Here is a 24,396-nt window from a genome sequence, read left to right as displayed (position 1 = left end):
GTAACATGAGCGTACTCAGAACGCTTCTGCAAGACATCCCGATTCCGCAAATGGTCCGCATCCGACAGAAGTTCGACGGAACCCGTCTGGAGCGCCCGACCGAAGATTTGGAGCGCGAGCTGGCGAAGCCCGGCGCCATCGACCGGATCAAGCCGGGCCAGCAGGTGGCCGTGGCGGTAGGCAGCCGCGGCGTGGCAAACATCGCTGCTTTCACCCGGACGACGATCGATGCGATCAAACGGGCGGGCGCCCATCCGTTCATCGTCCCCTGCATGGGCAGCCACGGAGGCGCGACCGCTGAAGGACAGAAGGAAGTGCTTCACCATCTCGGCGTTACGGAGGAAGCGATGGGGGTGCCGATCCGCTCGACCATGGAGGTCGTGCAGATCGACCAGCTGCCGAACGGCCTTCCGGTTTACGTCGACAAATACGCATACGAGGCGGATGCCATCGTCGTCATCAACCGGGTGAAGCCGCACACCGCCTTCCGCGGCAAAATCGAAAGCGGCATAATGAAAATGATTTCCATCGGGCTCGGCAAGCAAAAAGGGGCGGAAGCGTGCCACCAGCTCGGCTTCAAATATATGGCTGAAAACGTGCCGGCCATGGCGCGGATTATGATCGAAAAGCTGCCGATCCTGTTCGGCGTGGCGCTTGTGGAAAATGCATACGACGAAACGTGCATCGTCGAAGTGCTTCCTGCAGCTCAGGTGGAGGAACGCGAGATGGTGCTGCTCGAGATTGCCAAGGCGCGGCTGCCGAAAATTTTGTTCGATCAAATCGACGTCCTGGTCATCGATTACATCGGCAAAAACATCAGCGGCGACGGCATGGACCCGAACATTACCGGCCGTTACCCGACGCCGTATGCGCATGGTGGCCCCGACGTGTCCAAGATGGTCGTTCTCGACACGACGCCGGAAACGAAAGGCAACGCCAACGGCGTCGGCACGGCCGATTTCACGACGCAGCGGCTGGTCGACAAGATGGATTTGGCCGCGACTTACGCCAACGGGCTGACTTCCACCGTATGCGCACCGACCAAAATCGCAACGACTCTCGAAAACGACCTGTATGCCATTAAAGCCGCGGTCAAAACCTGCAATATTTTGGATTATACCCAATGCCGGCTTGTGCGTATACGGGATACGCTGCATTTGGGCGAAATCGAAATCTCGGCCAATCTGCTCGAGGAAGCGAAGCTTCATCCGGATATCGAGATTTTGACCGACCCGTACGATCTGTCATTCAACAGTGAAGGGAATCTGGTATAAATGAGCGGTTTGTCTGTACCCAAGCCTTACATCATCGCCGCGGACATCGGCACGACGAGCACCAAGACGCTGGTGATCGACCGGAGCGGCCGCGTGCTTGCGTCCCATGCGGTGGAGTATCCGCTTTACACGCCCAAGCCGGATATGGCCGAGCAAGACCCGGAAGAAATTTATCAAGCGGTTCTTACCGCCATTCGCGAAGTCGTCAGCAAAGCGGCCATTTTGCCCGGACAAGTGCTGTGCGTCTCGTTCAGCTCGGCGATGCACAGCCTGATCGCGGTGGACCGTGATTTGACTCCGCTGACGCGCTGCATCACATGGGCCGACAACCGCAGCGTCGGCTACGTCAAAGTACTGAAGGAAGAGCTGAACGGCCATGAGATTTACCGGAACACGGGCACTCCGATTCATCCGATGTCGCCTCTGCTGAAGCTGATGTGGTTCAGGGACAATCGGCCGGATCTGTTCGAGCAGGCGTATAAGTTTATCGGCATCAAAGAATACGTATTCGGCAAGCTGTTCGGCAAGCTGGTGATCGACTACTCGCTGGCAAGCTGCACTGGTCTCTTCAACCTGCGGGAGCTGGCGTGGGATAAGCAGGCGCTCGAAGCCTGCGGCGTCCGGCCCGAGCAGCTGTCGGAGCCCGTATCGACTACGCACGTGCTGCAAGGGCTGACTGTCGGGGATGCAGCCTCGATGGGAATCGCGGCGGATACGCCTTTTGTCGTAGGCGCGTCCGACGGTGTGCTGGCCAACCTCGGCGTCGGCGCTTTCGAACCGGGTGTTTACGCGGTAACGATCGGGACCAGCGGCGCTGTCCGCGGCGTCGTGCGCGAGCCGATAACCGATCCGAAGGGCCGATTGTTCTGCTATGCGCTTAAGGAAGATTTCTGGGTCGTCGGCGGCGCGATCAACAATGGCGGCATTATGTTCCGCTGGGTGCGCGATCAGCTCGCCACGGCGGAAGCGGAGGAAGGGCGCCGCAGGGGCATGGACCCGTACGACTATTTGACGTCCTTGGCGCGCGAGGCAGCTGCCGGCTCGGACGGACTTATCTTCCTGCCGCTGCTTACCGGCGAGCGGGCGCCGTACTGGAACGCGAACGCGCGCGGCGTATTTTTCGGGTTATCGCTTTATCATCAGAAGAAACATATGATCCGGGCGGTGCTGGAAGGTGTCATGTACCGGATTCATTCGGTCGTATCCGCGCTGGAGGAGCTCAGCGGTCCGACCCGGGAGGTACGCGCTTCCGGCGGCTTTGCCCGATCTTCGTTCTGGCTGCAGATGATGGCCGACGTACTGAATGCGAACGTCGTGGTGCCAAATACGATCGAAAGCTCCGGCCTCGGGGCGGCGCAGCTCGGCATGCTGGCGCTCGGCGAGATTAAGGATTTCTCCAGCGTTCACGATTGGATGCAGGTGGAGCAGTCGCTTCGCGCAAGCGAACCGAACCATGAAGTATATCAACAGTTGACAAAAATTTATAATCGTGTGTACCATCAGTTGAAGGATGAGTTTGATGCCATCGCCGCCTTTCAACAGATTCACACGAAATCTTAGGGGGCATCGGGCATGAACTTATTCGATTTATCGGGAAAAACGGCAGTTATCATCGGAGGCAACAGCACCTTAGGCGGCACGATGGGGATTGCGCTTGGCGGACACGGGGCGGATGTCGCGGTGGTCGGGCGCAATATGGAGAAATCCGAAGAAGTTGCGAAGCGGATCGAAGCGGCCGGCGGACGGGCCAAGTGCTTTTCGGCGGATGCGACGAAAGCCGAGGACTTGAAGCGGGTGCTGTCCGAAGTGCTTGCGTGGACGGGGCGCTGCGATATTTTGATGAACTGTCCGGGCAAAAACAGCGCGACGCCGTTTTTTGACATTACGATGGACGAATGGGATTCGATTATGGAAGTGAATCTCAAAAGCGTCGTGTTGGCGTGTCAAATTTTTGGGAAGCATATGGTGGACAAAGGCGAAGGAGGCAGCATCATTAACATCTCCTCCGTATCTTCGGAGCCGCCGCTGTCCAAAGTGTTCACGTACTCCGCTTCCAAAGCGGCGGTGAACAACGTCACCCAATTTCTGGCGCGAGAATTCGCTCCTGCGCGCGTGCGTGTCAATGCCATCATTCCGGGCTTCTTCCCGGCCGAGCAAAACCGAAAAATTTTGTCTCCCGAGCGTGTCGAATCCATCATGCGCCATACGCCGATGAACCGTTTCGGCGAAGCGGAAGAGCTTCAGGGCGCAGCCGTGTATCTGGCTTCGGAGAAAGCTTCGAGTTTCGTCACCGGCACAGTGCTGCGGGTGGACGGGGGCTTCGGAGCGATGACGATTTAAGGGTGGAAAAAGCGGTTGTCAAAAAGGAAGCAAGGCCTGCGGTACAGCAATATCAATCTCCAGGCGCTCTTGAAAATGGATTCCATTGAACTTACCTTGCGGTAAGAATCCATTTTCAAAGGCGCCACGTAAACTTTCCGATTGATATTCTGACCTCCGGCCGAACCTTTTCGAAAACCGCTAGCTGCAACCCCTTAAACCGTCAAAATTAAAATAGAAAAAGGAAGGAAGAGAAACCACAATGTCCAAACAACAAGTCGGCGTTATCGGTCTTGCGGTCATGGGGAAAAACCTGGCTCTGAACATCGAAAGCAGAGGCTTCACGGTGTCCGTCTTCAACCGTTCGCGGGAGAAAACGGATGCGCTGCTCGCTGAGGCGCAAGGCAAGAAGCTGGTCGGTACATACAGCATCGAGGAATTCGTAGCTTCGCTCGAAACGCCTCGCAAAATTTTAATCATGGTGCAAGCGGGCCATGCGACGGACGATACAATTAACCAGTTGGTTCCTCATCTGGAAAAAGGTGATATTATCATCGACGGCGGCAACGCATTTTTCCCGGACACCCAGCGCCGCAACAAAGAGCTGGAAGCGCACGGCCTCCGCTTTATCGGTACGGGCGTATCCGGCGGCGAGGAAGGCGCGCTGAAAGGTCCTGCGATCATGCCGGGTGGGCAAAAGGACGCCTACGAACTGGTCGCTCCGATTCTGACGGCCATTTCGGCCAAAGTGAACGGCGACCCTTGCTGCACCTACATCGGACCGGACGGCGCCGGCCATTACGTCAAGATGGTACATAACGGGATCGAGTACGGCGACATGCAGCTCATCTGCGAAGCGTACCATCTGCTCAAAGACGTGCTTGGCGTCAGCACGCAGGAGCTTCATGAGATTTTCGCCGATTGGAACAAGGGCGAGCTGGACAGCTACCTGATCGAAATCACAACCGACATTTTCACCAAATACGATCCGGAAACGGGCAAGCCGATGGTCGATGTCATTCTCGATTCCGCCGGCCAGAAGGGGACGGGCAAATGGACAAGCCAAAGCGCGCTTGATCTCGGCGTTCCGTTGTCCATCATTACCGAATCCGTCTTCTCCCGCTTCATCTCGGCCATGAAAGAAGAGCGCGTTGCGGCCAGCAAAGTGCTGAACGGACCGAAGCAAGCGGCTTTCGACGGCGACCGCGCGGCGTTTATCGAAGCGGTACGGAAGGCGCTGTATGCGAGCAAAATTTGCTCTTACGCGCAGGGTTTTGCCCAAATGAGAGCGGCAAGCGAGGAATACAACTGGAGCTTGGACTACGGCAGCATTGCGATGATTTTCCGCGGCGGCTGCATTATCCGCGCCCGCTTCCTGCAGAACATCAAGGATGCGTACGATCGCAATCCGGAGCTGAGAAACCTGCTGCTTGACGAATACTTCAAGGGCATCGTGGAGCAGTACCAAGACGCTTGGAGAAACGTCGTCGCAACGGCAATTACCCGCGGCGTACCGGTTCCGGCCTTCGCTTCCGCGCTGGCTTACTACGACAGCTACCGGACCGAGCGGTTGCCGGCCAACCTGCTGCAAGCGCAGCGCGATTATTTCGGCGCCCATACCTTCAAGCGGGTCGACAAAGAAGGCACCTTCCACTTCCAATGGATGGAAAACTAAGCGGCTACAGGTGCCTTTTGATGCGATCCGGCTTGACCGGAAGCAGACCGAAGGACGCTTCGTACAGCCAGCTTTTAAACCGGTCGGCCTCCATATCGTGGCCGCCCCGCCGCTGAATGAGCATCAAAGCGATTTCGGCAAAATATCGGAAGTTTTTAAGCAGCCGTGGCTGGGAAAGATCCGTCAAGTTCGGGTCTTCCTCGGCCACCTTTTTTTTAATATACTCCAGCATCCAGACGATTTCTTCTCGGCATAAGGGTCTTGTGGGATCCATAATTTGTTCCAGCTTGTGCTCGGTCCAGTCGGGACCTGCCGCGCTGGTTTGCGATAGAGCGCCTTGCGTCATATGACCGTGTTCTCCCTTCGGGAAATATGCATTAAACATCATGACTGATCTGGCTGGAATTTATTCACAACCATCTTATGTTTTTGCCAAACTTTCTATTCACACGGTGTCGGCTATGATATGATAGGGTCAGTTAATGATGCGAAAGTCAGAGGTGCAGGGAAGTGGAATACCGTAACATCGTGTTGGTCGGTATGATGGGAACCGGCAAATCCTCCGTCGGACAAGCGCTCGCTTCGAGGCTGAACTGGGTGTACGAGGATACGGACGCTGCCATTGAGCGGGCACAGGGAATGAGCATTACCCGAATGTTTGCGGAGCTCGGAGAGCCCTTCTTCCGCAAAGCGGAAAGCGAGACGATCGAACGGACGCTGCAAGGTTGGCATCAAGTGATAGCGACCGGAGGCGGGGCCGTTCTGGCAGAGCAAAACCGGATTGTCATGAAGCAAAGCGGCCTGGTTGTCGCGCTGAAGGCGTCCGCCGAAACGATCATCGAGCGGGTCCGGTCCGATCAAAGCCGTCCTTTGCTGCAGGGCGGAGTCGAAGACCGCGTACGCCACATTATGGAGAACCGTAAGCACGCTTACGATTTTGCGGATCTCCATGTGGATACGGACGGCAAGACCGTCGGGCAGATCGTGGACGAGATTTGCAGCCGCTTGGAGCGGGAGCGGGCTTAAAGCTGCTCCCACTCCAGCATACCGCCGGTCATGTTGACAAGCCCGGTGAAGCCTTGGGCTTCCAAATATTCAATCGCCCGCCCGCTGCGATTGCCGCTGCGGCAGACGAGAATCGTTTCGCTGTGCTGCGGAATTTCGCCAAGGCGCTGAGGGATTTCCATCAAAGGAATATGCTTGGCTCCCGGGATCATGCCGAGCGCGACTTCTTCCGGTTCGCGCACGTCGATGAGGGTAAGCTTTTCGCCGTTTTCAAGCCGTTGCTTGACTTCTTGCGGGGTAATCGTATGCATCAATACAGCCTCCTTCTCATTCGGCTTGCGGCCGACTTGCCTTCATCATAAAAAGAAAACGGCAGCGTGTCAAACAAAGAGGAACGCCTGTCGTTGAAGACGTTAATTTCGAATGGGGACGATATCGGTTGACCGTACTTTATATAGGTCTAGCGGGAATTGCCGGAGCACTGGCACGGTACGGATTGTCCTTTGCGATGAATCCGCAGCAGGTTACCTCGCTGCCGTGGGGAACGCTGCTGTGCAACCTCGCCGGCTGCCTGACGCTTGGCTTTCTGGCCTATTTGCCCGGTTTGAAACGATATCCGGACCTTCGCGCCGCGCTAACCACCGGATTCGTCGGAGCGTTTACGACGTTCTCGACGTTAAGCTGGGAGCTCGTATCCATGCTCCAGCAGCAGCTTTGGACGATCGCCGCGCTCTATTTTATCGTCAGCCTGTGGGGCGGGATCGGATGCATTCGTCTCGGCCGCCGGGTCGGCTTAAATTTGGCGGCGGTAAAAAGGGGTTCTGCGGAATGATGTCGAATACATTAGGAACGCTGCTGCTCGTAAGCGCAGGAGGCTTTGCCGGCGCCGTTGCAAGGTATTGGATCGGTCGCCGGATCGCGGAACGGCTTAAAACTTCTCTGCCATACGGAACGCTGACGGTCAACCTTATCGGTTCGTTCTTGTTGGGCGTCCTGTGGGGAGGAGGGGCAGACGGCCGGCTCATGGCGCTCCTTGGTAGCGGATTTATGGGGGCATTCACGACCTTTTCGACGCTAAAGCTGGAAAGCGAAGCGCTGCTTCGTCAAGGCGAAAGCCGGACGGCCTGGCTGTATATGGGGCTGTCGTATACACTTGGTTTGCTGCTTGCTTATGCAGGCTATATCCTTTCAATTACATATATAAAGCTCTGACGGACAAGGAGAGATACTTTACGATGAAAGCCATTGTCAAACCGACCCCGCGTCTGGGCGGGACGATTAACGCCCTGTCTTCCAAAAACTACACTACCCGCTATTTGCTCATCGCAGCGCTAGCGGATGGGACGAGCACGGTGTACTTTCCGGCACACAGCGAGGATAGCGACGCGATGCGCCGCTGTATCCGGGATTTGGGCGCCGTCCTGGAAGAGGACGACGAGAAGATGACGATCCGCGGCTTCGGCCGTCATCCGAAGCATGTGAGCGAGCTGAATGTCGGCAATGCGGGAGCGGTGCTTCGCTTCTTGATGTCGGTCGCCGCTTTTTGCCCGGAGGTGACGTTCATTAACGCTTATCCGGATTCTCTCGGCAAACGGCCCCATGACGATCTGATCGACGCCTTGAAGCAGATGGGAGTCGAGGTCGAACACCGTGAAGGAAAGCTGCCGATTACGATTCGGGGCGGCCATCCGCGGGGCGGCAAAATTACCGTTTCCGGGAACGTCAGCTCGCAATTTTTAAGCTCCTTGCTGTTCGTTGCTCCTCTGCTGGACGAGGATAGCGAAATTACGGTGCTGCACGATCTGAAATCGAAAATTATCGTCGGCCAGACGCTGGAAGTCATTGCCCAAGCGGGTGTGAAAATCGAAGCGTCCGACGATTTGATGCATTATAAAATTCCGGGCAAGCAGCAGTACAAGCCCCAAAACTACACAGTTCAGGGCGATTATCCGGGCTCTGCCGCCATCCTGGCCGCTGCGGCCGTAACGCATTCGGACGTAACGGTGCTTCATTTGGCGGAGCAAAGCAAGCAGGGCGAGCGGGCCGTCGTCGATGTGCTCCGCGCGATGGGCGTTGATCTTACCCACGAGAACGATACCGTTCGGATTCGCGGCAATCAGAAGCTGACCGCAGGCGAATTCGACGGGGATCATTTCACCGACGGCGTGCTGGCGATGGTTGCTGCGGCGGTGTTTGCGGAAGGCACGTCCCGCTTCTACAATGTAGAGAACCTGCGCTACAAGGAATGCGACAGAATTACGGATTTTGTGAACGAGCTGCGCAAGGCCGGAGCGGTTGTGGAGGAAAGACAAAGCGAGATTATCGTCCACGGGCGTCCGCAGGGCGTAACGGGCGGCGTCGAGATTAACGCGCACTACGACCACCGCGTCATTATGGCGCTTACCATCGTTGGCCTCCGTTCCGAGCAAGGCTTGATTATCAACGACGCGCATCATGTGGCCAAATCTTACCCGCATTACTTCGAGCATTTGCTGTCGCTCGGAGCGCAGATCGAACTGGTTCAAGAATAAGGCGCTGCGCGCCGGCGTTGCTTAACCTATCATCATGATCGGCATGCTGATCGTAACGAGGCGGTGAAGGACGTGACCGTATTATGGAAAGGAATCCAGGTCACGCTTGCTTTATTTCTCATCACAGGGCTTCTCTTTGCCAGCGGCGTATTTGGCGTACTGCTTTACGCTAAACTAACGGGACAGACATGGTTCCGGGACCCGACCGTCGCCTACGCGGAGCAAGAAGCGGCCAAGACAGCCGCGAGCGCCGCTGCACCTCCTGCAGCGAAGCCTGTCGAGCGGCCGAAAAGCGTATTGCTGGAAGCGCCGCATATTCGGCAGCTGCCCGAGCTTCCTTCCGGATGCGAAGTGACGAGTCTTGCGATGCTGTTGCAATATTACGGCGTGAACAAATCCAAGATGGATTTGGTTCCCGAGATGAAAAAAGATCCGACCCCGATCCGTTATAACAAAAACGGCTCGATTGCATTCTGGGGCAATCCGAACACCGGATTCGTCGGAGAGGTGACGGGTGCTGCCAAAGGGTTCGGGATCTACCATACCGCATTGTTCGAATTGCTTAAGGCTTATGTTCCAACGGCGCAAGATCTGACCAAGGAGCCATTCTCGAAGCTTGAAGACCAATTGATTCAGGGAGTGCCGTCCGTCGTTTGGACGACGATCAATTATAAGGTTCCGGACAATTGGGTCGTGTGGGATACGCCGATCGGTCCGATCGAGACGACCTTTATGGAGCATGCGGTGCTGCTGGTCGGCTTTGACGAACAGTACGTATATGTCAACGACCCGCTTGCCGGTCAAAGCAACAAAAAAATCGACAAAGAAGCGTTTATCGCAACATGGGATGCGATGGGACGTCAAGCGATAAGCTATACGAAGGCACAATAAATGAATGAAGCGAGGAGCGATGCGTCATGGCTTTTGAAAATCCACCGCGTGAACGAATCAAAGAAATATTGTCGGGAGCCGGCAACGTAGCGGTCGTCGGGCTGTCCGACAAGCCCGACCGCGTATCTTACATGGTTGCGGAGGCCATGCAGAAGAAAGGCTACCGCATTATTCCGGTCAATCCGACCGTAAGCGGATCGATTCTTGGGGAAACTTGCTACGCGTCGCTCAGCGATATTCCCGAACCGGTCGATATCGTGAACGTATTCCGACGCAGCGAACAGGTTGTTCCCGTAGCCGAGGAAGCGGTAAAGATCGGGGCCAAAGTGTTTTGGCTGCAGCAGGGGATCTTTAACGAAGAAGCGGCGGATATTGCCCGCGCCGGCGGTCTTGAAGTGATCATGGACCGCTGCATCAAAGTAGAAGACTCGATTTTGCTGCCCGGAGGGAAATAAGTTGTTCCGGTCAGACGTACGTCGTTATTTATCGGTTTATTTGGTTATGGATCTCTCAGGCCACGAAGGAAATTCGGCGCTTGATATTGCCCGGTCGGCACTGGACGGCGGGGTAACGATGATCCAGCTTCGCGAGAAAAAAGCGCCTTTGTCCCGCGTCATCGAAGAAGGCAGAGCGCTGCGGGAGCTTTGCCGGGAATATGGCGTCCCGTTTCTGGTCAACGACCGGGTCGATGTGGCGCTCGCGCTGGACGCCGACGGCGTGCATGTCGGCCAAGACGACATGCCGGGATCGGAAGCCCGCAAGCTGCTCGGCGAGGATAAGATCATCGGCATCTCCGCCGGCACGATGGCTGAGGCGGAGTGGGCCATGGCTCAAGGCGCAGATTATTTGGGCGTGGGGGCCGTGTATTCCACCCTTACCAAAGGGGATGCCGGGGCGCCGATAGGCACCGGGTTGATTTCGGAGATCAAGCAGCGCTGGCCGCAAGTCAGCATGGTCGGGATCGGGGGCATCGATGTTTCTAATGCGTCGCCCGTTATTCGGGCCGGCGCAGACGGAGTAGCCGTCGTATCGGCTATTGTCCGGCAAAGCGACCCCCGCTCGGCGGCCCTGCAGCTGATGCGGGAAGTCCGCCCCGACCGGTCCCAAAAAAAATAAACGGCAAGTAATAAAATAAATCCTCCTTGAAGACAATAAGAAAGGCTTCTGGAATGGAACGGAACAACGACCAGCACCGGAAGACTTCCTAAACTAAACTTCGAGGAGGATTTTCGCATGTACCAACAAGGCTTCCAAAGCAGCTTTCAAAACCAATTGGGTACGGCCGGTCCTGCAAGCTCCCAATACTCCAAATACCAGCCGGTCGGATATGTACAATCCCAATACAACCAGTCCTTGAATCAATCCGGAATCAGCCAGCAATACGGAGCCGGGCAGCAATTCTCGCAATTCCAAAGCCCGCAAGCATATCACACGGCGAACTACCGCGGCAACCAACAAGGGCATGACGCCTATCTTCGCTCCGATTCCACGCAGCCGGCGCAAAGCCAATTCGGAATCGGCGCACCCCAATTCGGCGCTTCTTCTTTCGGAGCCGGACAACAGTTCTCGCAATATCAAAGCCCGCAATCGCCGCAATCGTATCACACGGCCAACTACCGCGGAGACCAGCAGGGCCATGACGCTTACCTGCGTTCGGATTCCACGCAGCCGGCACAAAGCCAATTTGGCATCGGCGCACCCCAATTCGGCGCGGCAAGCTTTGCAAGCCAAAATCAATTTGGCCAACAATTTGGCGTTTCCGGGCAGTCGTATTCCCAATTCCAAAGCCCGCAATCGTACCATCTGGCCAACTACCGCGGCAACCAACAAGGACATGACTCTTATCTTCGTTCCGATTCCAACCAACCGGCGCAAAGTCAATTTGGTATCGGCGCAGGCGGTATCAGCACAAGCAGTTTCGGTGCAAGCGGCGTGGGCTTTAACAGATTCTAATTTTAATCGGCAAGCAGCTTCGAACAGGCGGGCCCGGCAGGCCCGTCTTCTTTGTGTTTTCCCTGAACTTACGGTTTGACAAAAAACGGTTCTGAGCGTACCATCGTTAGTATGAAAGGGGGAACGGACCGATTTGAATTGGATGGGAAACTTGCAGCAGCTTGGCCGGTCGCTCATGATGCCGACCATTACCCTTCCCGTTGCCGCTATCTTGCTGCGCCTCGGTACCCTGCCTTGGGATCGGATTCATATGCCCCGCGTCGGGGAAATTTTATTGCTCTGCGGCACAACGATCTTTACGTACTTGCCGCTTATTTTTGCGGTCGGCGTCGCCCTGGGGTTGACGGAAAGCGCAGGAATCGCGGGCATGTCGGCGCTTATCGGCCATTACATGTTCAGCGAAGCGACGCAGCGTTACCTCGGCGATTCGTTTCAGCTCGGCGTTCCCGGCGGCATTCTGATCGGTTTGCTTGCCGCCGTCATTTATCATAGGGTAAAGCATATTCAGCTTCCCGAATCGATTCAATTTTTCGGCGGTCCCCGCATGGTGCCGCTGCTGATGGGGCTTGCCATCTTTTTATTGATTTTACTGATGATCCAATTCGGTCCTGCGCTCGAAACCGGGATGGAGAAGCTAACGAATTTTATCTTGGGGCTTGGCGGCTTCGGCGCATTTTTATACGGCATCATTCATCGACTTTTGGTCCCATCCGGACTGCATCACGTGTTTAACAACTTTTTCTGGTTTCAGCTCGGCGCGTATAACGATGCGCAAGGACAGCCGGTATTCGGGGACTTGCCCCGCTATTTTGCCGGAGACCCGACAGCGGGAATGTATATGGCCGGCCTGTATCCGATCATGATGTTTGCGCTGCCTGCCATTGCCTTGGCGATTATTCAGGAAGCACGCGAGGATTTAAAACCGAAAATTCGGACGACATTTCTGACGGCGGCTTTCGCCTGTTTCTTAACCGGGGTGACCGAGCCGATCGAGTTCGCGTTTTTGTTCGTGGCGCCGTATCTGTTTTTCGTGCATGCCATTCTTTCGGGATTGGCGATGTGGATCGCTTACGTGCTCGACATTCATCACGGCTTCTCTTATTCGGCGGGAGCGATCGATTACTTGATCAATCTGCACTTGTCGACCCGGGGCTTGCTGCTGATTCCGATCGGGCTTGCTTACGGCTTCGTCTACTATGTTCTGTTCCGCTGGGCGATCCGCCGCTTCCGCATCCCGACGCCCGGCCGCGAGGAGGGCTCGCAGCTCGAAGAATGGGCCGGGGACATTCCGTACCGTTCGCCGCTCATTTTGCAGGCGCTTGGCGGCAAAGAAAACATCAAGAACATCGAAGCGTGCATCACCCGCCTGCGGCTCACGCTGGTCAATGACCGGCAGATGGATGTGTCGGCGCTTCGGCTGCTCGGCGCGGCCGGCGTCATCCGTTTGGGCGGTGGCAACGTTCAGGTCGTGTTCGGCACGTATTCGGAATTGATCCGCGAAGAGATGATCAAGTCTATGCGCAAAGATATTCAGCAGGTGCTGTTCAGCTCGCCGATGCAGGGGCGGATGATCCCGCTGGAGGAAGTGCCGGACAAAATTTTTGCCGGCAAACTGGTGGGCAACGGCGTCGCCTTTTTCCCCGATAAAGGGGAGCTGGTATCGCCTGTAGCCGGTAAGATCATTCACGTGTATCCGACGCTTCACGCCCTCGGGATCGAAACGGAGCAGGGACTTCAAGTGCTCCTCCATATCGGAATCGATACGGCCGGCCTGCAGGGCAAATATTTTACCGCTTACGTGAAAGAAGGAGACCTGGTCGAACCCGGCCAACTGCTCGTCAGGTTCAATCTGCAGAAAGTCAAGAAAAACTGCAAGTCGCTCGCGACGCCTATGCTCATCACGAACGTCGATATGGTGAGATCATGGAGCTTCGCGCCTTACAAAGCCGTGAAGAAAGGACAGGCGTCGGTCATGTCCGTCATGCTGAAAAATACCGCTACAACAGGAGTTACAGGGGGAGGGAACGCTTATGGTTGAGGGGATCGGAGCTTCGTCGGGGATTGCGATGGGCAAAGCTTTCGTTATTCCAACCTGGGAATGGGACTTTCCCGAAAAGCTGATCGACGTCACGGACCTGGCGTACGAATTCGAAAGGTTATATGACGGAATCCGCCATTCCAAGGACGAGATCGAACTGATCAAACAGGAATTCGTCAGCGTGCTGGGCGAGGAGCAAACGCAAATTTTCGATGCGCATCTGGCCATCTTGGAAGACCCGATTTTCATGAATGAAGTGCAGGGGATTATGCAGCGTCAATACAAAGCGGCGGAGGTTGCCGTCAAAGAAGCGATCGACAAGTTCGTAGGAATGTTCGATCTGCTTGACGACGGCTATATGAAGGAGCGCGCGCTCGATATTAAAGACGTCGGCAACCGGCTGCTCAAGCATCTGCTGGGAGCGCTCGAAGAGACGCTGCCGCCCAAGGATCAGCCCTACATTCTCGTAGCCAAAGAGCTGATTCCGTCCCAAATGGTGCATCTGGACGTGAATCTGGCGTTAGGGCTGGTAACGATGCTGGGGGGCAAAACGTCGCATGTGGCGATCATGGCCCGCGCGATGAGCGTGCCGTACGTTCTCGGGCTCGAGGGCAAGCTGCAAACGCCGATTCAAAACGGCGACTATCTGATCATCGACGGCGACGAGGGCGTCGTCTATGTGAACCCGGCCGACGATGTGATCGAGAAGTACAAGGCGCGCAAGGAAACGTGGAAAGCCGTTCAGGAGCAGCTGCAAAAGCTGGCCCACTTGCCTACCCGGACGGAGGACGGAAGGCAGATGCATTTGGCGGCCAACATCAGCTCGGTGAAGGAGCTGGAGCTGGTCATGAAGAACGGCGCTTCCGGCGTCGGCCTGTTCCGGACGGAATTTTTGTACATGGACCGCAGCAGCTTCCCCGAGGAAGAGGAGCAGTTTGCCGTATATCGCGAAGTGGCCGAGCGGCTGGGCGGCAAGCCGGTTGTCATTCGGACGCTGGACGTCGGAGGGGATAAGCATCTCGATTACCTGGCCCTGCCGGAGGAAGAGAATCCGTCGCTCGGCTACCGCGCGATTCGGATCATGCTGGACCGGACGGATTTGTTCAAAACGCAGCTTCGGGCTATTTTGCGGGCCAGTCATTACGGACACGTTAAAATCCTGTATCCGATGATTTCTTCGCTAGACGAGCTGCGCCGAGCCAATGAGGTGCTGGAGGACGCGAAAAAGGAGCTTGCCGCCGAAGGGACTCCGTTCCGCTCCGACATTGAGGTCGGCATTATGATCGAGCTTCCGGCCGCGGTCATGATCTCCGATCTGTTGGCGCAAAAGGTCGACTTTTTCAGCATCGGCACGAACGATTTGGTCCAATATGTGCTGGCCGTCGACCGGATGAACGAGACGGTGGCGCATTTGTACGACCCGTTCCATCCGTCGGTGCTCCGCATGCTGAAGATTACGGCGGATCATGCCCACAAACACGGAACGCATATCAGCGTGTGCGGCGAGCTGGCAGGGGATGTCCGCGCTTTGCCGATTTGGATCGCGCTTGGCATTACCGACCTGAGCATGTCGGTGCAATCGATATTGAAGGTCAAAAACAGCCTGCTCCAAAGCAGGCACAGCGACAGCGAGAAGATTTGGGAGGAGCTTGCCGGCTGTGCCAGCAGCGCTGAAGTGGTGACCGTCCTTACCAAATATTTGGAGACGGATATCGCCGATCAGTCGGGCCGCACGAGACCCGCTTGCGGTTTCTCTTAAGCGCTGTTCACTTTTACGATACTGCCATAGTTGGGGGAGATTAGGATGAATCTTAAGGGACATAAAGTGCTCGCGTTTGTCGACGAAGAGTTTGAAGATTTGGAAATGTGGTACCCGGTGCTGCGGCTGCGGGAGTCCGGGCTTGACGTACATCTGGCCGGCCCTAAGGCGGGTACCGTCTATCATGGAAAATACGGCGTTCCTCTGACGACCGAATATGCCCTGGACGAAGTGAAGTCCGAAGACTACATCGGTCTTTACGTGCCGGGAGGCTGGGCGCCAGACAAACTGCGCCGCTATGCTTCGGTGCTGCGGCTGACCCGCGAATTTCACGAAGCGGAAAAACCGATTGCGCACATTTGTCATGCCGGCTGGGTGCTCGTTTCGGCGAAAATATGCCAGGGCTACACCATGACTTCCACACCGGGCATCAAGGACGATCTTGAAAATGCGGGCGCAATTTGGGTCGATCAGGAAGCGGTAGTCGACCGGCACATTGTGTCCGGACGCAGACCTCCGGATCTTCCGGCGTTTACGAAAGCGTTCGTGGACCGCTTGGCGCAATATGCCGGGGAGCATAAGGGATGAACATGATCGTCAGGTGGCTGCCTTCCGTCCTGTGGATGGCGGTCATTTTTTATTCGTCCTCGCGGACCGGCGACGATCTTGGGGGATGGCTGGATGAAATCCGCCGGATTATACCTGGGATGGAAGGGTTCGATTGGGGCCATTTCGTTTCGTACTTTATATTGGCCTGGACTTATTTATGGGCACTTCGTCCCAAGCGGCTGACCGTCCTGGCGAAGTTTACGGTCGTGCTGCTGTGCGTGCTTTACGGCTTGACGGACGAGTTTCATCAATCGTTCGTACCCGGGCGCACGCCCGATGTAATGGACTTGCGCAACGATGCGATTGGTGCCACTCTGGCGATGCTTGCACTGTCGCTCCCTTTTCTCCGGCGCGCTTACGAGCGCCTGTGTGCTAAATATTACTAACCTTGCAGCGGCAGGAGTTTGTTCGCGAAGGTAGAATATTTGTACATAAGCAGAATAAACGGATGCACCGTCATAGACTACGGTGGTACGTTTGTCGGGACCGTCGGAATCAACGGATTCCGATCGTTTGAGAAAGGTTTGGCGTTGCTGCCAAAAGGAGTGGTAGTTGTTGCATAAGCCGTGCAAGTGTGGAAAGGCTATGAGCATTCGTCTTCGTACCGTCATTTATCAGAACAAGGTCGAGATCGAGAACGTCCCGATTTTCTCGTGCGATACCTGCAACCGCAGCGAGGTGTTTGCCGAAGTGAAGCCGGAGTTGACCGGACTCATCGGCAAGCTCGGCAGCAAACCGGAGAAGCAGGCGCTTCAGTTTGACGATGTATGCGAAATCGCCCATTTGATGGTCAAAGTAACGGAGAAAAAAAGGGCAGCCGACCCTGTAGAGACGATAATCCAAGAAAGAATCAACGAACTGCTTGATCTGCTGCTATTGGCCCAGTCGCTCGACGACGGAGGATGGATTGACGACGTCCGCAAAAGACTGTCGCAAATCGCCAAGCATTCGGTCACGGTACACGATTTTTGAAAGCCGCTGCTCCGCAGTTGGCTTTTTTTGTGTCTTTTTGATACTATATTCATAGGACTATGACCAATTCGTTGCGAAAACAAGCATTTTGTCGTATGATAAGGCTAAATGACATGATCGCATTATACTTTTTAAAACAATGGAGAGAATGGCCGTGACTGTGACAATTTATGATGTAGCCAGAGAAGCAGGCGTTTCCATGGCAACCGTTTCCAGGGTTGTCAACAATAACCCAAACGTGAAGCCGCAAACGCGTAAAAAGGTGTTTGAGGCGATCGAACGTTTAGGCTACCGTCCGAATGCCGTAGCAAGAGGCTTAGCCAGCAAGAAAACGACAACGGTCGGCGTGGTCATTCCCGATATTTCCAACTCGATCTTTTCCGAGGTTGCGCGCGGCATCGAAGATATCGCGAATATGTATCACTACAATATTATTTTATCCAATGCGGACAAGAAGAAGGAAAAAGAAATCCGCGTGATTAACACCTTGCTGGAGAAGCAAGTGGACGGACTGCTCTTTATGGGCGGGGCGATTACCGAGGAACACATTCAGGCGTTCAAGACGTCTTCTGTACCGGTGGTGCTGTGTGCGACGGCGGACGAACAGCGGACGATTCCTTCGGTCGATATCGACCATGAAAAGGCGGCGTTTGACGCCGTGAACGTGCTGTTGGAGAACGGACACCGCGATATCGCCATGATTTCCGGCACTTTGCAGGATCCGGCCAACGGTTATGCCCGTTACCAAGGATACAAGAAAGCGCTCGAAGCCGCGAACATTCCGCTGCGCGAAGAGCTGGTCCGCATCGGGAACTACCGTTATGAATCGGGCCTTGAAGTGACGAAGTACTTCCTGGAGTTGGACAATCGTCCTACGGCGATCTTTGCCGCAACGGACGAGATGGCGATCGGAGCGATTCACACGCTGCAGGATAACGGCTTGAAGGTTCCGGAAGACATGTCTGTCATCAGCGTGGACAACATTCGGATGGCTTCGATGGTTCGTCCGCTGCTGACAACGGTTGCTCAACCGATGTACGACATCGGTGCCGTGGCGATGCGGCTGTTGACCAAGCTGATGAATAAAGAAACGAAGGATGCTTCGGAGCTGTCGCAGGTTATTTTGCCGCATGAAGTGATTTATAGAAATTCGGTGGCTCATCGCTAATATGAGCCACTTTCTTTTGTAAAAGGGGGATTCTGGATTGACGTACGGTAAACTAGGCGTCATCGGCGCGATGAAGGAAGAAATTGAGCTGTTCCACGAGCATATGGAGCAGGTGCGGGAATCCGCGAAAGCGGGGATTACGTTCTACGAAGGCGTTTTCCACGGGAAAAGCATCGTTCTGTGCAAATCGGGCGTAGGCAAAGTGAATGCTGCCGTAACGACGCAGATTTTGATCGATACATACGGCGTGGAAGCCGTCATCTTCACCGGAGTGGCAGGGGCGGTCGACCCGTCGCTGAACGTCGGTGATATCGTGGTGTCAACGGAGTGCCTTCAGCACGATATGGATGTAACGGCCCTTGGATTTCCGCGGGGGACGATTCCTTACGCGGCGACGTCGGTTTTTGCTGCCGATACGGGACTGCGCAGCGCCGCGGCCGGAGCGAGCCGGGAGTTGTTCGGGGCGGTTACGGAAGGACGGGTGCTTTCGGGCGACCAGTTTATCGCCAGCCGGGAGACGGTCCAAATGCTGCATAAGGAGCTTCAAGGCGCATGCGTCGAGATGGAGGGAGCGGCGGTCGCACAGGCTTGCTCCATGAACGGCATCCCGTTCGTCATCATTCGTTCCATGTCCGACAAGGCGGACGGATCGGCGCACGTCAATTTTGCGGAATTTACCGTGCAGGCTTCCGAGAATTCATACCGTATCGTGGATCAGATTGTCAAGCGTCTGCCCTAGGTCTGACGGACACCGGAAACGGTCCAAACCAGAGAAGTAGAAGGAGAGAATATAACGATGTCATCCGTAACGATGGAACAATTGGTCGCTTTGGCCAAGCACAGAGGCTTTATTTTCCCGGGCTCCGAAATTTACGGCGGCCTTGCCAATACGTGGGACTACGGTCCGCTCGGCGTTGAGCTGAAGAACAACATTAAGCGCGCTTGGTGGAAAAAGTTCATTCAGGAATCCCCGTACAATGTCGGTCTCGACGCGGCCATTCTGATGAACCCTCAAGCTTGGGTCGCATCCGGCCATGTGGGCAACTTCAACGACCCGATGATCGACTGCAAGCAGTGTAAAGTGCGTCACCGCGCCGACAAATTGATTGAGAACGCCTTGGCGGAAAAAGGCATCGAAATGATCGTCGACGGTTTGTCGTTTACCGAGATGGAGAAGCTGATCGCCGAGCATAAGATCGTTTGCCCGGACTGCGGAGCGTTGGATTACACCGAAATTCGCCAGTTTAACCTGATGTTCAAAACGTTCCAAGGCGTGACCGAATCGAGCGCGAATGTCGTTTATATGCGTCCGGAGACGGCGCAGGGCATTTTCGTCAACTTCAAGAACGTGCAGCGCACCATGCGCAAAAAGCTGCCGTTCGGCATCGGCCAAATCGGTAAAAGCTTCCGGAACGAAATTACGCCGGGGAACTTCACGTTCCGTACGCGCGAGTTTGAACAAATGGAGCTCGAATTTTTCTGCAAGCCGGGCGAAGACCTGCAATGGTTCGAGTACTGGCGTTCGTTCTGCCGCGACTGGCTCTTGAGCCTGGGCATCACGGAAGGAAACATTCGTCTGCGCGACCACTCGGACGACGAGCTGTCCCATTATTCCAATGCGACGACCGACATCGAATACAAATTCCCGTTCGGTTGGGGCGAGCTGTGGGGTATCGCCGACCGTACGGATTACGATTTGAAGCAGCACATGAACCATTCCGGCGAAGATTTCAATTATATCGAGCAAGAAACGAACGAGAGGTATATTCCGTACTGCATCGAGCCGTCGCTGGGCGCGGACCGGGTAACGCTGGCGTTCCTGATTGACGCGTTCGAGGAGCAGAAGCTGGAAGGCGACGACAGCCGGACGGTATTGCATTTGCATCCGGCATTGGCGCCTTATAAAGCGGCGATTTTCCCGCTGTCGAAGAAGCTGTCCGACGGAGCCAACCAAGTATTTGCCGATTTGGCGAAGCACTTCTTGGTCGACTATGACGAAGCCGGTTCGATCGGCAAGCGTTACCGCCGTCATGACGAGATCGGTACGCCGTTCTGCATTACGTACGACTTCGAGTCGGAGCAGGACGGTCAAGTGACCGTTCGCGACCGCGATACGATGGAGCAGACGCGGATGCCGATCAGCGAGCTCAAAGCGTTTATCGAGTCGAAAGTGCAGTTCTAATCTCCAAGACAAGAAACAGCCCGCGCCAATACGGCCGCGGGCTGTTTGCATCTTTATGGAGTGAATCAAGGTGCTTGTACGGCAGACATGCCGCAAAAAGGGCGTTACAAGTAAAGGATTAGGCCAAATAAAGCGAGGCAATTTCTTTGGTGTGCCGGTTTTTCTCGGTAATTTCCCGGCGCCTCGGAATCGGATCCCAGGAGTGCACCGCGTCCAGCCACGTAGTTGGAAGCGCTTCACCACAATGCGGCTGCCACTTCGTTACCCAGTCGGCCGGGAGGGCCATCTCCGGGTTTTGCTCCAGCTGCTGGAGCAGGGGATGCTCGCTCATTTCCAGCCATAGGAGACTCCAGGCCCTCGGAACGACACGCCAAATATCGTAGCCTCCGCCGCCGAGCGCTACCCAACGGCCATGACAATGCTCGTGTGCCAGTCGGTGGATGAGGCGCGGCATCACCCGGTAAATTTCCATGCTGCAATGAATATGAGCCAGCGGATCGTAGGCATGGGCATCGCAGCCGTGTTGGGAAACGATAAGATCCGGTTTAAACTGCGCCGCCGTCTTGACAAGCACGTCCTCGAAGCATTCCAACCACGATTCATCCTCGGTAAAGGGCTCCATCGGCACATTGATCGTCGTTCCGAAGCCCGTCCCGTCGCCGCGCTCGTTCACCGCTCCCGTACCGGGAAACAAATATTTGCCCGTTTCATGAATCGAGAACGTACAGGTGTCCGGGTCGGTGTAGAAGCTCCATTGGACGCCGTCGCCGTGATGCACGTCGGTATCGATGTACAAGACGCGCACGCCATACTTTCTCTTGGCATGCGCGATGGCTACGGCTGCATCGTTGTAGACGCAGAAGCCCGCCCCTTTGTTTGGCATGGCATGGTGCAGCCCGCCTCCCAAATGCAGCGCGTGCCCGGCTTCTCCGCCGAGCACGGCATCGACCGCCCGAATCGAACCTCCGACCACAAAGGACGTGGCCTGGTGCATTCCCGGGAAAAAGGGCGTATCTTCCGTATCCAGCCCGTATTTTCCTGCCTGATACAGCCACTCTTCCGCCGGCTGGTCGGCGCTTAATGCCTTGACGGCATTGACATATTCCTGCGAATGCACCGAGCAAAGCTGCGTTTCGTCGGCCGGCATCGGCCGAATCAAGCTGTCGCCGGACAACGCTTTCGCCTTGCGCAGCAGGTCGACCGTCAGCACAAGTCGTTGCTGGTTAAACGGGTGACTGTCGTTGAACTTGTAGGCGACTTCATTCTCGTCGTAAACAAACAAAGCTTTTGCACTCATGCTATTCGCGCTCCCATCAGTACATAAACCGCTGCCGGAATCGAACCCGGTCGAATTGCTCCACGGAAGATAGCGGTACGTTTTTGCCGATGCGCACCATCAGGCAGTTGGCCGGATGAGAGCAGATTTCCGGATCGTCGGTAGCATACCAGACCATATCGACGCTTTTCATCAGCTTCTCCATCATATCCCGGTACTGCCAAACGGTAAGCCCGCTTTTTTCCAAGTCCCAATGCCAGTAATATTCGGTCGTAAACGTGATGACATTCTCAAGCTGCCCGTCCTCGAAGGCCAGTCGGATCAGCTTCTTGCCAAGACCAAGCCCCCGATAGTCGTCCGCCACCTCGATCGCGCCAAGCTCGATCAAATCCTCCATATTTCCTTCCGACCACCGTTCCATCTCGTCGGGGTAATGGAATGTGACGTAGCCGACAATCTGCGTCGAAATCCTCGCCAGAACGATTCGTCCCTCGGGCAGCCCGGCAATTTCGACAAGCGCCTCGAATTGCTCCTTGGGCCTTCGAAACGCATCCAGATCCGGATGCATCGTATAGTCGCGGAGCTGCTCGGGGGGGACGGGGCCCTCCAGAATGATTTCGCCGTTCTGATACGGAATAACCTGGGAATGATACAATTTAACATGCTCCATCTGCGGCGATTCACTCCCTTCCAGAACTTCACTTTAAGAATAACAAAAAAATAGTCGGATAAAAAGTGTTGTGGTATAATATGTTTTAGTGCGTATGAAAGCGTTTCATCAAAGTGAAAAAAAGAGAGCTTTGGGGAGGAAATGGTCATGGATCATACGAATGTCGAAATCATTGCACCCGTAGCAACATCGCCCAACATGAAAAACTACGAGGAAGAACGCGCCCGGTTTCAATGGGCGGATATCGAGAAAGCATTCACATGGTCCCAAACCGGTAAGGTGAACGTCGCTTATGAAGCGATTGACCGCCACGCCGATTCGCAGCGCGGAGACAAGATCGCTCTGTACTACAGCGATGACCGCCGAGACGAAAAGTACACGTTCAAGGAAATGAAAGCCCAGTCCAACCGGTTCGGCAACATTTTGCGCAAGCTTGGCGTAGGGAAGGGCGACCGGGTCTTTATCTTCATGCCGCGCTCGCCGGAGCTTTACTTTGCCTTGTTCGGCACGATCAAAGTAGGAGCCGTGGTCGGTCCGCTGTTCGAAGCGTTCATGGAGACGGCCGTCAAGGATCGTCTGGAGGACAGCGAGGCGGTGGCGATCATTACGACGCCTTCGCAGCTTTCGCGTGTGCCCGTTCAAGACCTCCCGCATTTGAAGCATGTGATCTTGGTCGGAGAAGATCTGTCTTTATCCGAAGGCCAAGTCGATTATTATAAAGAAATGGCCGCCGCTTCCGAAGAGCTCGAGATCGAGTGGGTGGACCGCGAAGACGGATTGATCATTCACTATACATCCGGCTCCACCGGCAAGCCGAAAGGCGTATTCCACGTCCATAACGCGATGCTGCAGCATTATTATACCGGGCGTGTCGTGCTGGATCTTCAGGAGCAGGACATTTATTGGTGTACGGCGGACCCGGGCTGGGTTACCGGCACGTCTTACGGTATTTTTGCGCCATGGCTCAACGGTGCGACCAACGTCATCCGCGGAGGCCGATTCTCTCCGCAGAACTGGTACGGCACGATCGAGAAATACAAGGTCACGGTATGGTACAGCGCACCGACGGCATTCCGCATGCTGATGGGCGCCGGCGACGATACGGTGAAGCAGTTTGATCTGAGCTCCCTTCGTCACGTGCTCAGCGTAGGCGAACCGCTGAACCCGGAAGTTGTCCGCTGGGGACTGAAGGTGTACAATCAACGCATTCACGATACGTGGTGGATGACCGAAACAGGCGGACATCTCATCTGTAACTATCCGAGTATGGCGATCCGTCCGGGCTCGATGGGCAAGCCGATTCCGGGCGTTGAAGCGGCGATCATCGACGATGCAGGCAACGTGCTGCCGCCATACCGCATGGGCAATCTGGCGATCAAGACGCCTTGGCCGTCGATGATGCGCAAAATTTGGAACAATCCGGCGAAGTATGAAGAGTATTTCCGGATTGCGGGCTGGTACATTTCGGGCGATTCCGCCTATATGGACGAAGACGGCTACTTCTGGTTCCAGGGCCGCGTCGACGACGTCATCAATACGGCCGGGGAGCGCGTAGGTCCGTTCGAGGTGGAGAGCAAGCTGGTAGAACATCCGGCGGTGGCAGAAGCGGGGGTTATCGGGAAACCGGACCCGATGCGCGGCGAAATCATCAAAGCGTTCATTGCTCTGCGCGAAGGCTATACGCCGTCCGAAGAGCTGAAAACGGATATTTCCAAGTTCGTCAAAGAAGGCTTATCCGCCCACGCCGCACCGCGTGAGATCGAATTTAAAGACAAGCTGCCGAAAACCCGCAGCGGCAAAATTATGCGCCGCGTGTTGAAAGCATGGGAGCTTAATTTGCCGACAGGCGACTTGTCGACTATCGAAGACTAGGAAGTTCGTCCGGTATTGGCTTTATATCGTTCATTATCAAGGGAGGATTCCGCTGCTTCAAGTGGCGGAGGTCCTCTTTTTTTATTATCAAAAAAAGGGATACGAACCGAGCAAGCGGTCCGTATCCCTCGGAGTGTTGAGAAATCCTAGATGTAGAAAATCTCAGAGAAATAGAGGTGGGGGATGTCCCGTAAGAGTTTAC

General features: G+C 55.4%; 25 protein-coding genes. 21 read left to right on the top strand and 4 right to left on the bottom strand.

The features are described from left to right. Positions 1-5: 5 nt before the first annotated feature. The 4 genes from QJ48_RS20075 to gndA all read left to right on the top strand — a co-directional run bounded on the left by QJ48_RS20075 (position 6) and on the right by gndA (position 5,268). Positions 6-1,274: a lactate racemase domain-containing protein gene (locus QJ48_RS20075; protein ID WP_054975297.1), complete on the top strand. Its 1,269-nt coding sequence runs from the start codon at positions 6-8 to the stop codon at positions 1,272-1,274. Further along, on the top strand, positions 1,275-2,834 hold the full coding sequence (gene gntK / locus QJ48_RS20070) for a gluconokinase (RefSeq protein WP_054975296.1): 1,560 nt from the start codon (positions 1,275-1,277) through the stop codon (positions 2,832-2,834). Between the two features lie 12 nt (positions 2,835-2,846). Then, positions 2,847-3,614: an SDR family oxidoreductase gene (locus tag QJ48_RS20065; RefSeq protein WP_054975295.1), complete on the top strand. Its 768-nt coding sequence runs from the start codon at positions 2,847-2,849 to the stop codon at positions 3,612-3,614. A 241-nt stretch (positions 3,615-3,855) separates the two neighbouring features. Beyond that, a complete protein-coding gene (gndA, locus tag QJ48_RS20060; RefSeq protein ID WP_054975294.1) occupies positions 3,856-5,268 on the top strand; it encodes an NADP-dependent phosphogluconate dehydrogenase in 1,413 nt (470 codons plus the stop codon). 4 nt (positions 5,269-5,272) lie between these two features. Here the strand turns inward: gndA and QJ48_RS20055 are convergent, their stop codons facing one another. Further along, positions 5,273-5,614: a hypothetical protein gene (locus QJ48_RS20055; protein ID WP_054975293.1), complete on the bottom strand. Its 342-nt coding sequence runs from the start codon at positions 5,612-5,614 to the stop codon at positions 5,273-5,275. Between the two features lie 164 nt (positions 5,615-5,778). On the opposite strand from QJ48_RS20055, the gene QJ48_RS20050 reads away from it, so the two are divergent. After that, a complete protein-coding gene (locus QJ48_RS20050) occupies positions 5,779-6,294 on the top strand; it encodes a shikimate kinase (RefSeq protein ID WP_054975292.1) in 516 nt (171 codons plus the stop codon). Here the strand turns inward: QJ48_RS20050 and QJ48_RS20045 are convergent. Next, positions 6,291-6,584: a rhodanese-like domain-containing protein gene (locus QJ48_RS20045; RefSeq protein WP_054975291.1), complete on the bottom strand. Its 294-nt coding sequence runs from the start codon at positions 6,582-6,584 to the stop codon at positions 6,291-6,293. The two genes, QJ48_RS20050 and QJ48_RS20045, sit on opposite strands and share 4 nt — an antisense overlap. A gap of 128 nt (positions 6,585-6,712) precedes the next feature. Between QJ48_RS20045 and crcB (QJ48_RS20040) the strand changes: the two genes are divergently transcribed. The 15 genes from crcB (QJ48_RS20040) to QJ48_RS19970 all read left to right on the top strand — a co-directional run bounded on the left by crcB (QJ48_RS20040) (position 6,713) and on the right by QJ48_RS19970 (position 20,376). Further along, positions 6,713-7,105 (top strand): fluoride efflux transporter CrcB, encoded by a 393-nt coding sequence (crcB, locus tag QJ48_RS20040; RefSeq protein WP_054975290.1) that lies wholly within the window; start codon positions 6,713-6,715, stop codon positions 7,103-7,105. Continuing rightward, on the top strand, positions 7,102-7,485 hold the full coding sequence (gene crcB / locus QJ48_RS20035) for a fluoride efflux transporter CrcB (protein WP_054975289.1): 384 nt from the start codon (positions 7,102-7,104) through the stop codon (positions 7,483-7,485). The genes crcB (QJ48_RS20040) and crcB (QJ48_RS20035) overlap by 4 nt, the downstream gene beginning before the upstream one ends. Before the next feature lie 23 nt (positions 7,486-7,508). Beyond that, complete coding sequence (gene aroA / locus QJ48_RS20030; RefSeq protein ID WP_054975288.1) at positions 7,509-8,804, top strand: 3-phosphoshikimate 1-carboxyvinyltransferase; 1,296 nt, start codon at positions 7,509-7,511, stop codon at positions 8,802-8,804. A 72-nt stretch (positions 8,805-8,876) separates the two neighbouring features. Then, positions 8,877-9,695: a C39 family peptidase gene (locus QJ48_RS20025; protein WP_193394470.1), complete on the top strand. Its 819-nt coding sequence runs from the start codon at positions 8,877-8,879 to the stop codon at positions 9,693-9,695. Positions 9,696-9,721: 26 nt separating this feature from the next. Next, on the top strand, positions 9,722-10,150 hold the full coding sequence (locus QJ48_RS20020; RefSeq protein WP_054975287.1) for a CoA-binding protein: 429 nt from the start codon (positions 9,722-9,724) through the stop codon (positions 10,148-10,150). Position 10,151: 1 nt separating this feature from the next. After that, positions 10,152-10,811 (top strand): thiamine phosphate synthase, encoded by a 660-nt coding sequence (gene thiE / locus QJ48_RS20015; protein ID WP_054975286.1) that lies wholly within the window; start codon positions 10,152-10,154, stop codon positions 10,809-10,811. A gap of 117 nt (positions 10,812-10,928) precedes the next feature. Continuing rightward, positions 10,929-11,648 carry a hypothetical protein gene (locus QJ48_RS20010; protein ID WP_054975285.1) on the top strand — a complete coding sequence of 240 codons (720 nt, stop codon included), beginning with the start codon at positions 10,929-10,931 and terminating at the stop codon, positions 11,646-11,648. Between the two features lie 133 nt (positions 11,649-11,781). Continuing rightward, on the top strand, positions 11,782-13,686 hold the full coding sequence (locus tag QJ48_RS20005) for a glucose PTS transporter subunit IIA (RefSeq protein ID WP_054975284.1): 1,905 nt from the start codon (positions 11,782-11,784) through the stop codon (positions 13,684-13,686). Further along, positions 13,679-15,445: a phosphoenolpyruvate--protein phosphotransferase gene (gene ptsP / locus QJ48_RS20000; RefSeq protein WP_054975283.1), complete on the top strand. Its 1,767-nt coding sequence runs from the start codon at positions 13,679-13,681 to the stop codon at positions 15,443-15,445. Before QJ48_RS20005 ends, ptsP begins: the two co-directional genes overlap by 8 nt. A 45-nt stretch (positions 15,446-15,490) precedes the next feature. Next, positions 15,491-16,033 (top strand): type 1 glutamine amidotransferase domain-containing protein, encoded by a 543-nt coding sequence (locus QJ48_RS19995; RefSeq protein WP_054975282.1) that lies wholly within the window; start codon positions 15,491-15,493, stop codon positions 16,031-16,033. Continuing rightward, positions 16,030-16,440, top strand: coding sequence for a VanZ family protein (locus QJ48_RS19990; RefSeq protein WP_054975281.1), 411 nt, complete (start codon positions 16,030-16,032; stop codon positions 16,438-16,440). Before QJ48_RS19995 ends, QJ48_RS19990 begins: the two co-directional genes overlap by 4 nt. A gap of 169 nt (positions 16,441-16,609) precedes the next feature. Then, positions 16,610-17,026: a hypothetical protein gene (locus tag QJ48_RS19985; protein ID WP_082420599.1), complete on the top strand. Its 417-nt coding sequence runs from the start codon at positions 16,610-16,612 to the stop codon at positions 17,024-17,026. 154 nt (positions 17,027-17,180) lie between these two features. Beyond that, complete coding sequence (gene ccpA, locus QJ48_RS19980; RefSeq protein ID WP_081890212.1) at positions 17,181-18,194, top strand: catabolite control protein A; 1,014 nt, start codon at positions 17,181-17,183, stop codon at positions 18,192-18,194. 37 nt (positions 18,195-18,231) lie between these two features. Next, positions 18,232-18,933: a 5'-methylthioadenosine/adenosylhomocysteine nucleosidase gene (locus QJ48_RS19975; protein ID WP_054975279.1), complete on the top strand. Its 702-nt coding sequence runs from the start codon at positions 18,232-18,234 to the stop codon at positions 18,931-18,933. Positions 18,934-18,990: 57 nt separating this feature from the next. After that, a complete protein-coding gene (locus tag QJ48_RS19970) occupies positions 18,991-20,376 on the top strand; it encodes a glycine--tRNA ligase (RefSeq protein WP_054975278.1) in 1,386 nt (461 codons plus the stop codon). A 118-nt stretch (positions 20,377-20,494) separates the two neighbouring features. Here QJ48_RS19970 and QJ48_RS19965 read toward each other — a convergent pair whose 3' ends face one another. Both QJ48_RS19965 and QJ48_RS19960 read right to left on the bottom strand, forming a co-directional pair. Beyond that, on the bottom strand, positions 20,495-21,673 hold the full coding sequence (locus QJ48_RS19965; protein ID WP_054975277.1) for an acetoin utilization protein AcuC: 1,179 nt from the start codon (positions 21,671-21,673) through the stop codon (positions 20,495-20,497). 16 nt (positions 21,674-21,689) lie between these two features. Next, the gene (locus tag QJ48_RS19960) at positions 21,690-22,322 is read right to left on the bottom strand and encodes a GNAT family N-acetyltransferase (protein WP_054975276.1); all 633 of its coding nucleotides are present in this window, start codon (positions 22,320-22,322) and stop codon (positions 21,690-21,692) included. A 147-nt stretch (positions 22,323-22,469) separates the two neighbouring features. Between QJ48_RS19960 and acsA the strand changes: the two genes are divergently transcribed. Next, entirely contained in the window at positions 22,470-24,194 is a 1,725-nt protein-coding gene (gene acsA / locus QJ48_RS19955; RefSeq protein WP_054975275.1) for an acetate--CoA ligase, read from the top strand. Positions 24,195-24,396 lie beyond the last annotated feature (202 nt).

It is taken from the genome of Paenibacillus sp. A3 (assembly GCF_001399685.1).
In the GTDB taxonomy this organism is placed as follows: domain Bacteria; phylum Bacillota; class Bacilli; order Paenibacillales; family NBRC-103111; genus Paenibacillus_G.
This window is presented reverse-complemented; position numbering and strand designations above follow the sequence as displayed.

Bases quoted from the DNA above. Each gene is read 5' to 3' on its own strand.
- QJ48_RS20075 (WP_054975297.1), top strand. From the start codon at position 6: ATGAGCGTACTCAGAACGCTTCTGCAAGACATCCCGATTCCGCAAATG.
- gntK (WP_054975296.1), top strand. From the start codon at position 1,275: ATGAGCGGTTTGTCTGTACCCAAGCCTTACATCATCGCCGCGGACATC.
- QJ48_RS20065 (WP_054975295.1), top strand. From the start codon at position 2,847: ATGAACTTATTCGATTTATCGGGAAAAACGGCAGTTATCATCGGAGGC.
- gndA (WP_054975294.1), top strand. From the start codon at position 3,856: ATGTCCAAACAACAAGTCGGCGTTATCGGTCTTGCGGTCATGGGGAAA.
- QJ48_RS20055 (WP_054975293.1), bottom strand. From the start codon at position 5,614: ATGACGCAAGGCGCTCTATCGCAAACCAGCGCGGCAGGTCCCGACTGG.
- QJ48_RS20045 (WP_054975291.1), bottom strand. From the start codon at position 6,584: ATGCATACGATTACCCCGCAAGAAGTCAAGCAACGGCTTGAAAACGGC.
- crcB (WP_054975289.1), top strand. From the start codon at position 7,102: ATGATGTCGAATACATTAGGAACGCTGCTGCTCGTAAGCGCAGGAGGC.
- aroA (WP_054975288.1), top strand. From the start codon at position 7,509: ATGAAAGCCATTGTCAAACCGACCCCGCGTCTGGGCGGGACGATTAAC.
- QJ48_RS20020 (WP_054975287.1), top strand. From the start codon at position 9,722: ATGGCTTTTGAAAATCCACCGCGTGAACGAATCAAAGAAATATTGTCG.
- QJ48_RS20010 (WP_054975285.1), top strand. From the start codon at position 10,929: ATGTACCAACAAGGCTTCCAAAGCAGCTTTCAAAACCAATTGGGTACG.
- ptsP (WP_054975283.1), top strand. From the start codon at position 13,679: ATGGTTGAGGGGATCGGAGCTTCGTCGGGGATTGCGATGGGCAAAGCT.
- QJ48_RS19995 (WP_054975282.1), top strand. From the start codon at position 15,491: ATGAATCTTAAGGGACATAAAGTGCTCGCGTTTGTCGACGAAGAGTTT.
- QJ48_RS19990 (WP_054975281.1), top strand. From the start codon at position 16,030: ATGAACATGATCGTCAGGTGGCTGCCTTCCGTCCTGTGGATGGCGGTC.
- QJ48_RS19970 (WP_054975278.1), top strand. From the start codon at position 18,991: ATGTCATCCGTAACGATGGAACAATTGGTCGCTTTGGCCAAGCACAGA.
- QJ48_RS19965 (WP_054975277.1), bottom strand. From the start codon at position 21,673: ATGAGTGCAAAAGCTTTGTTTGTTTACGACGAGAATGAAGTCGCCTAC.
- QJ48_RS19960 (WP_054975276.1), bottom strand. From the start codon at position 22,322: ATGGAGCATGTTAAATTGTATCATTCCCAGGTTATTCCGTATCAGAAC.
- acsA (WP_054975275.1), top strand. From the start codon at position 22,470: ATGGATCATACGAATGTCGAAATCATTGCACCCGTAGCAACATCGCCC.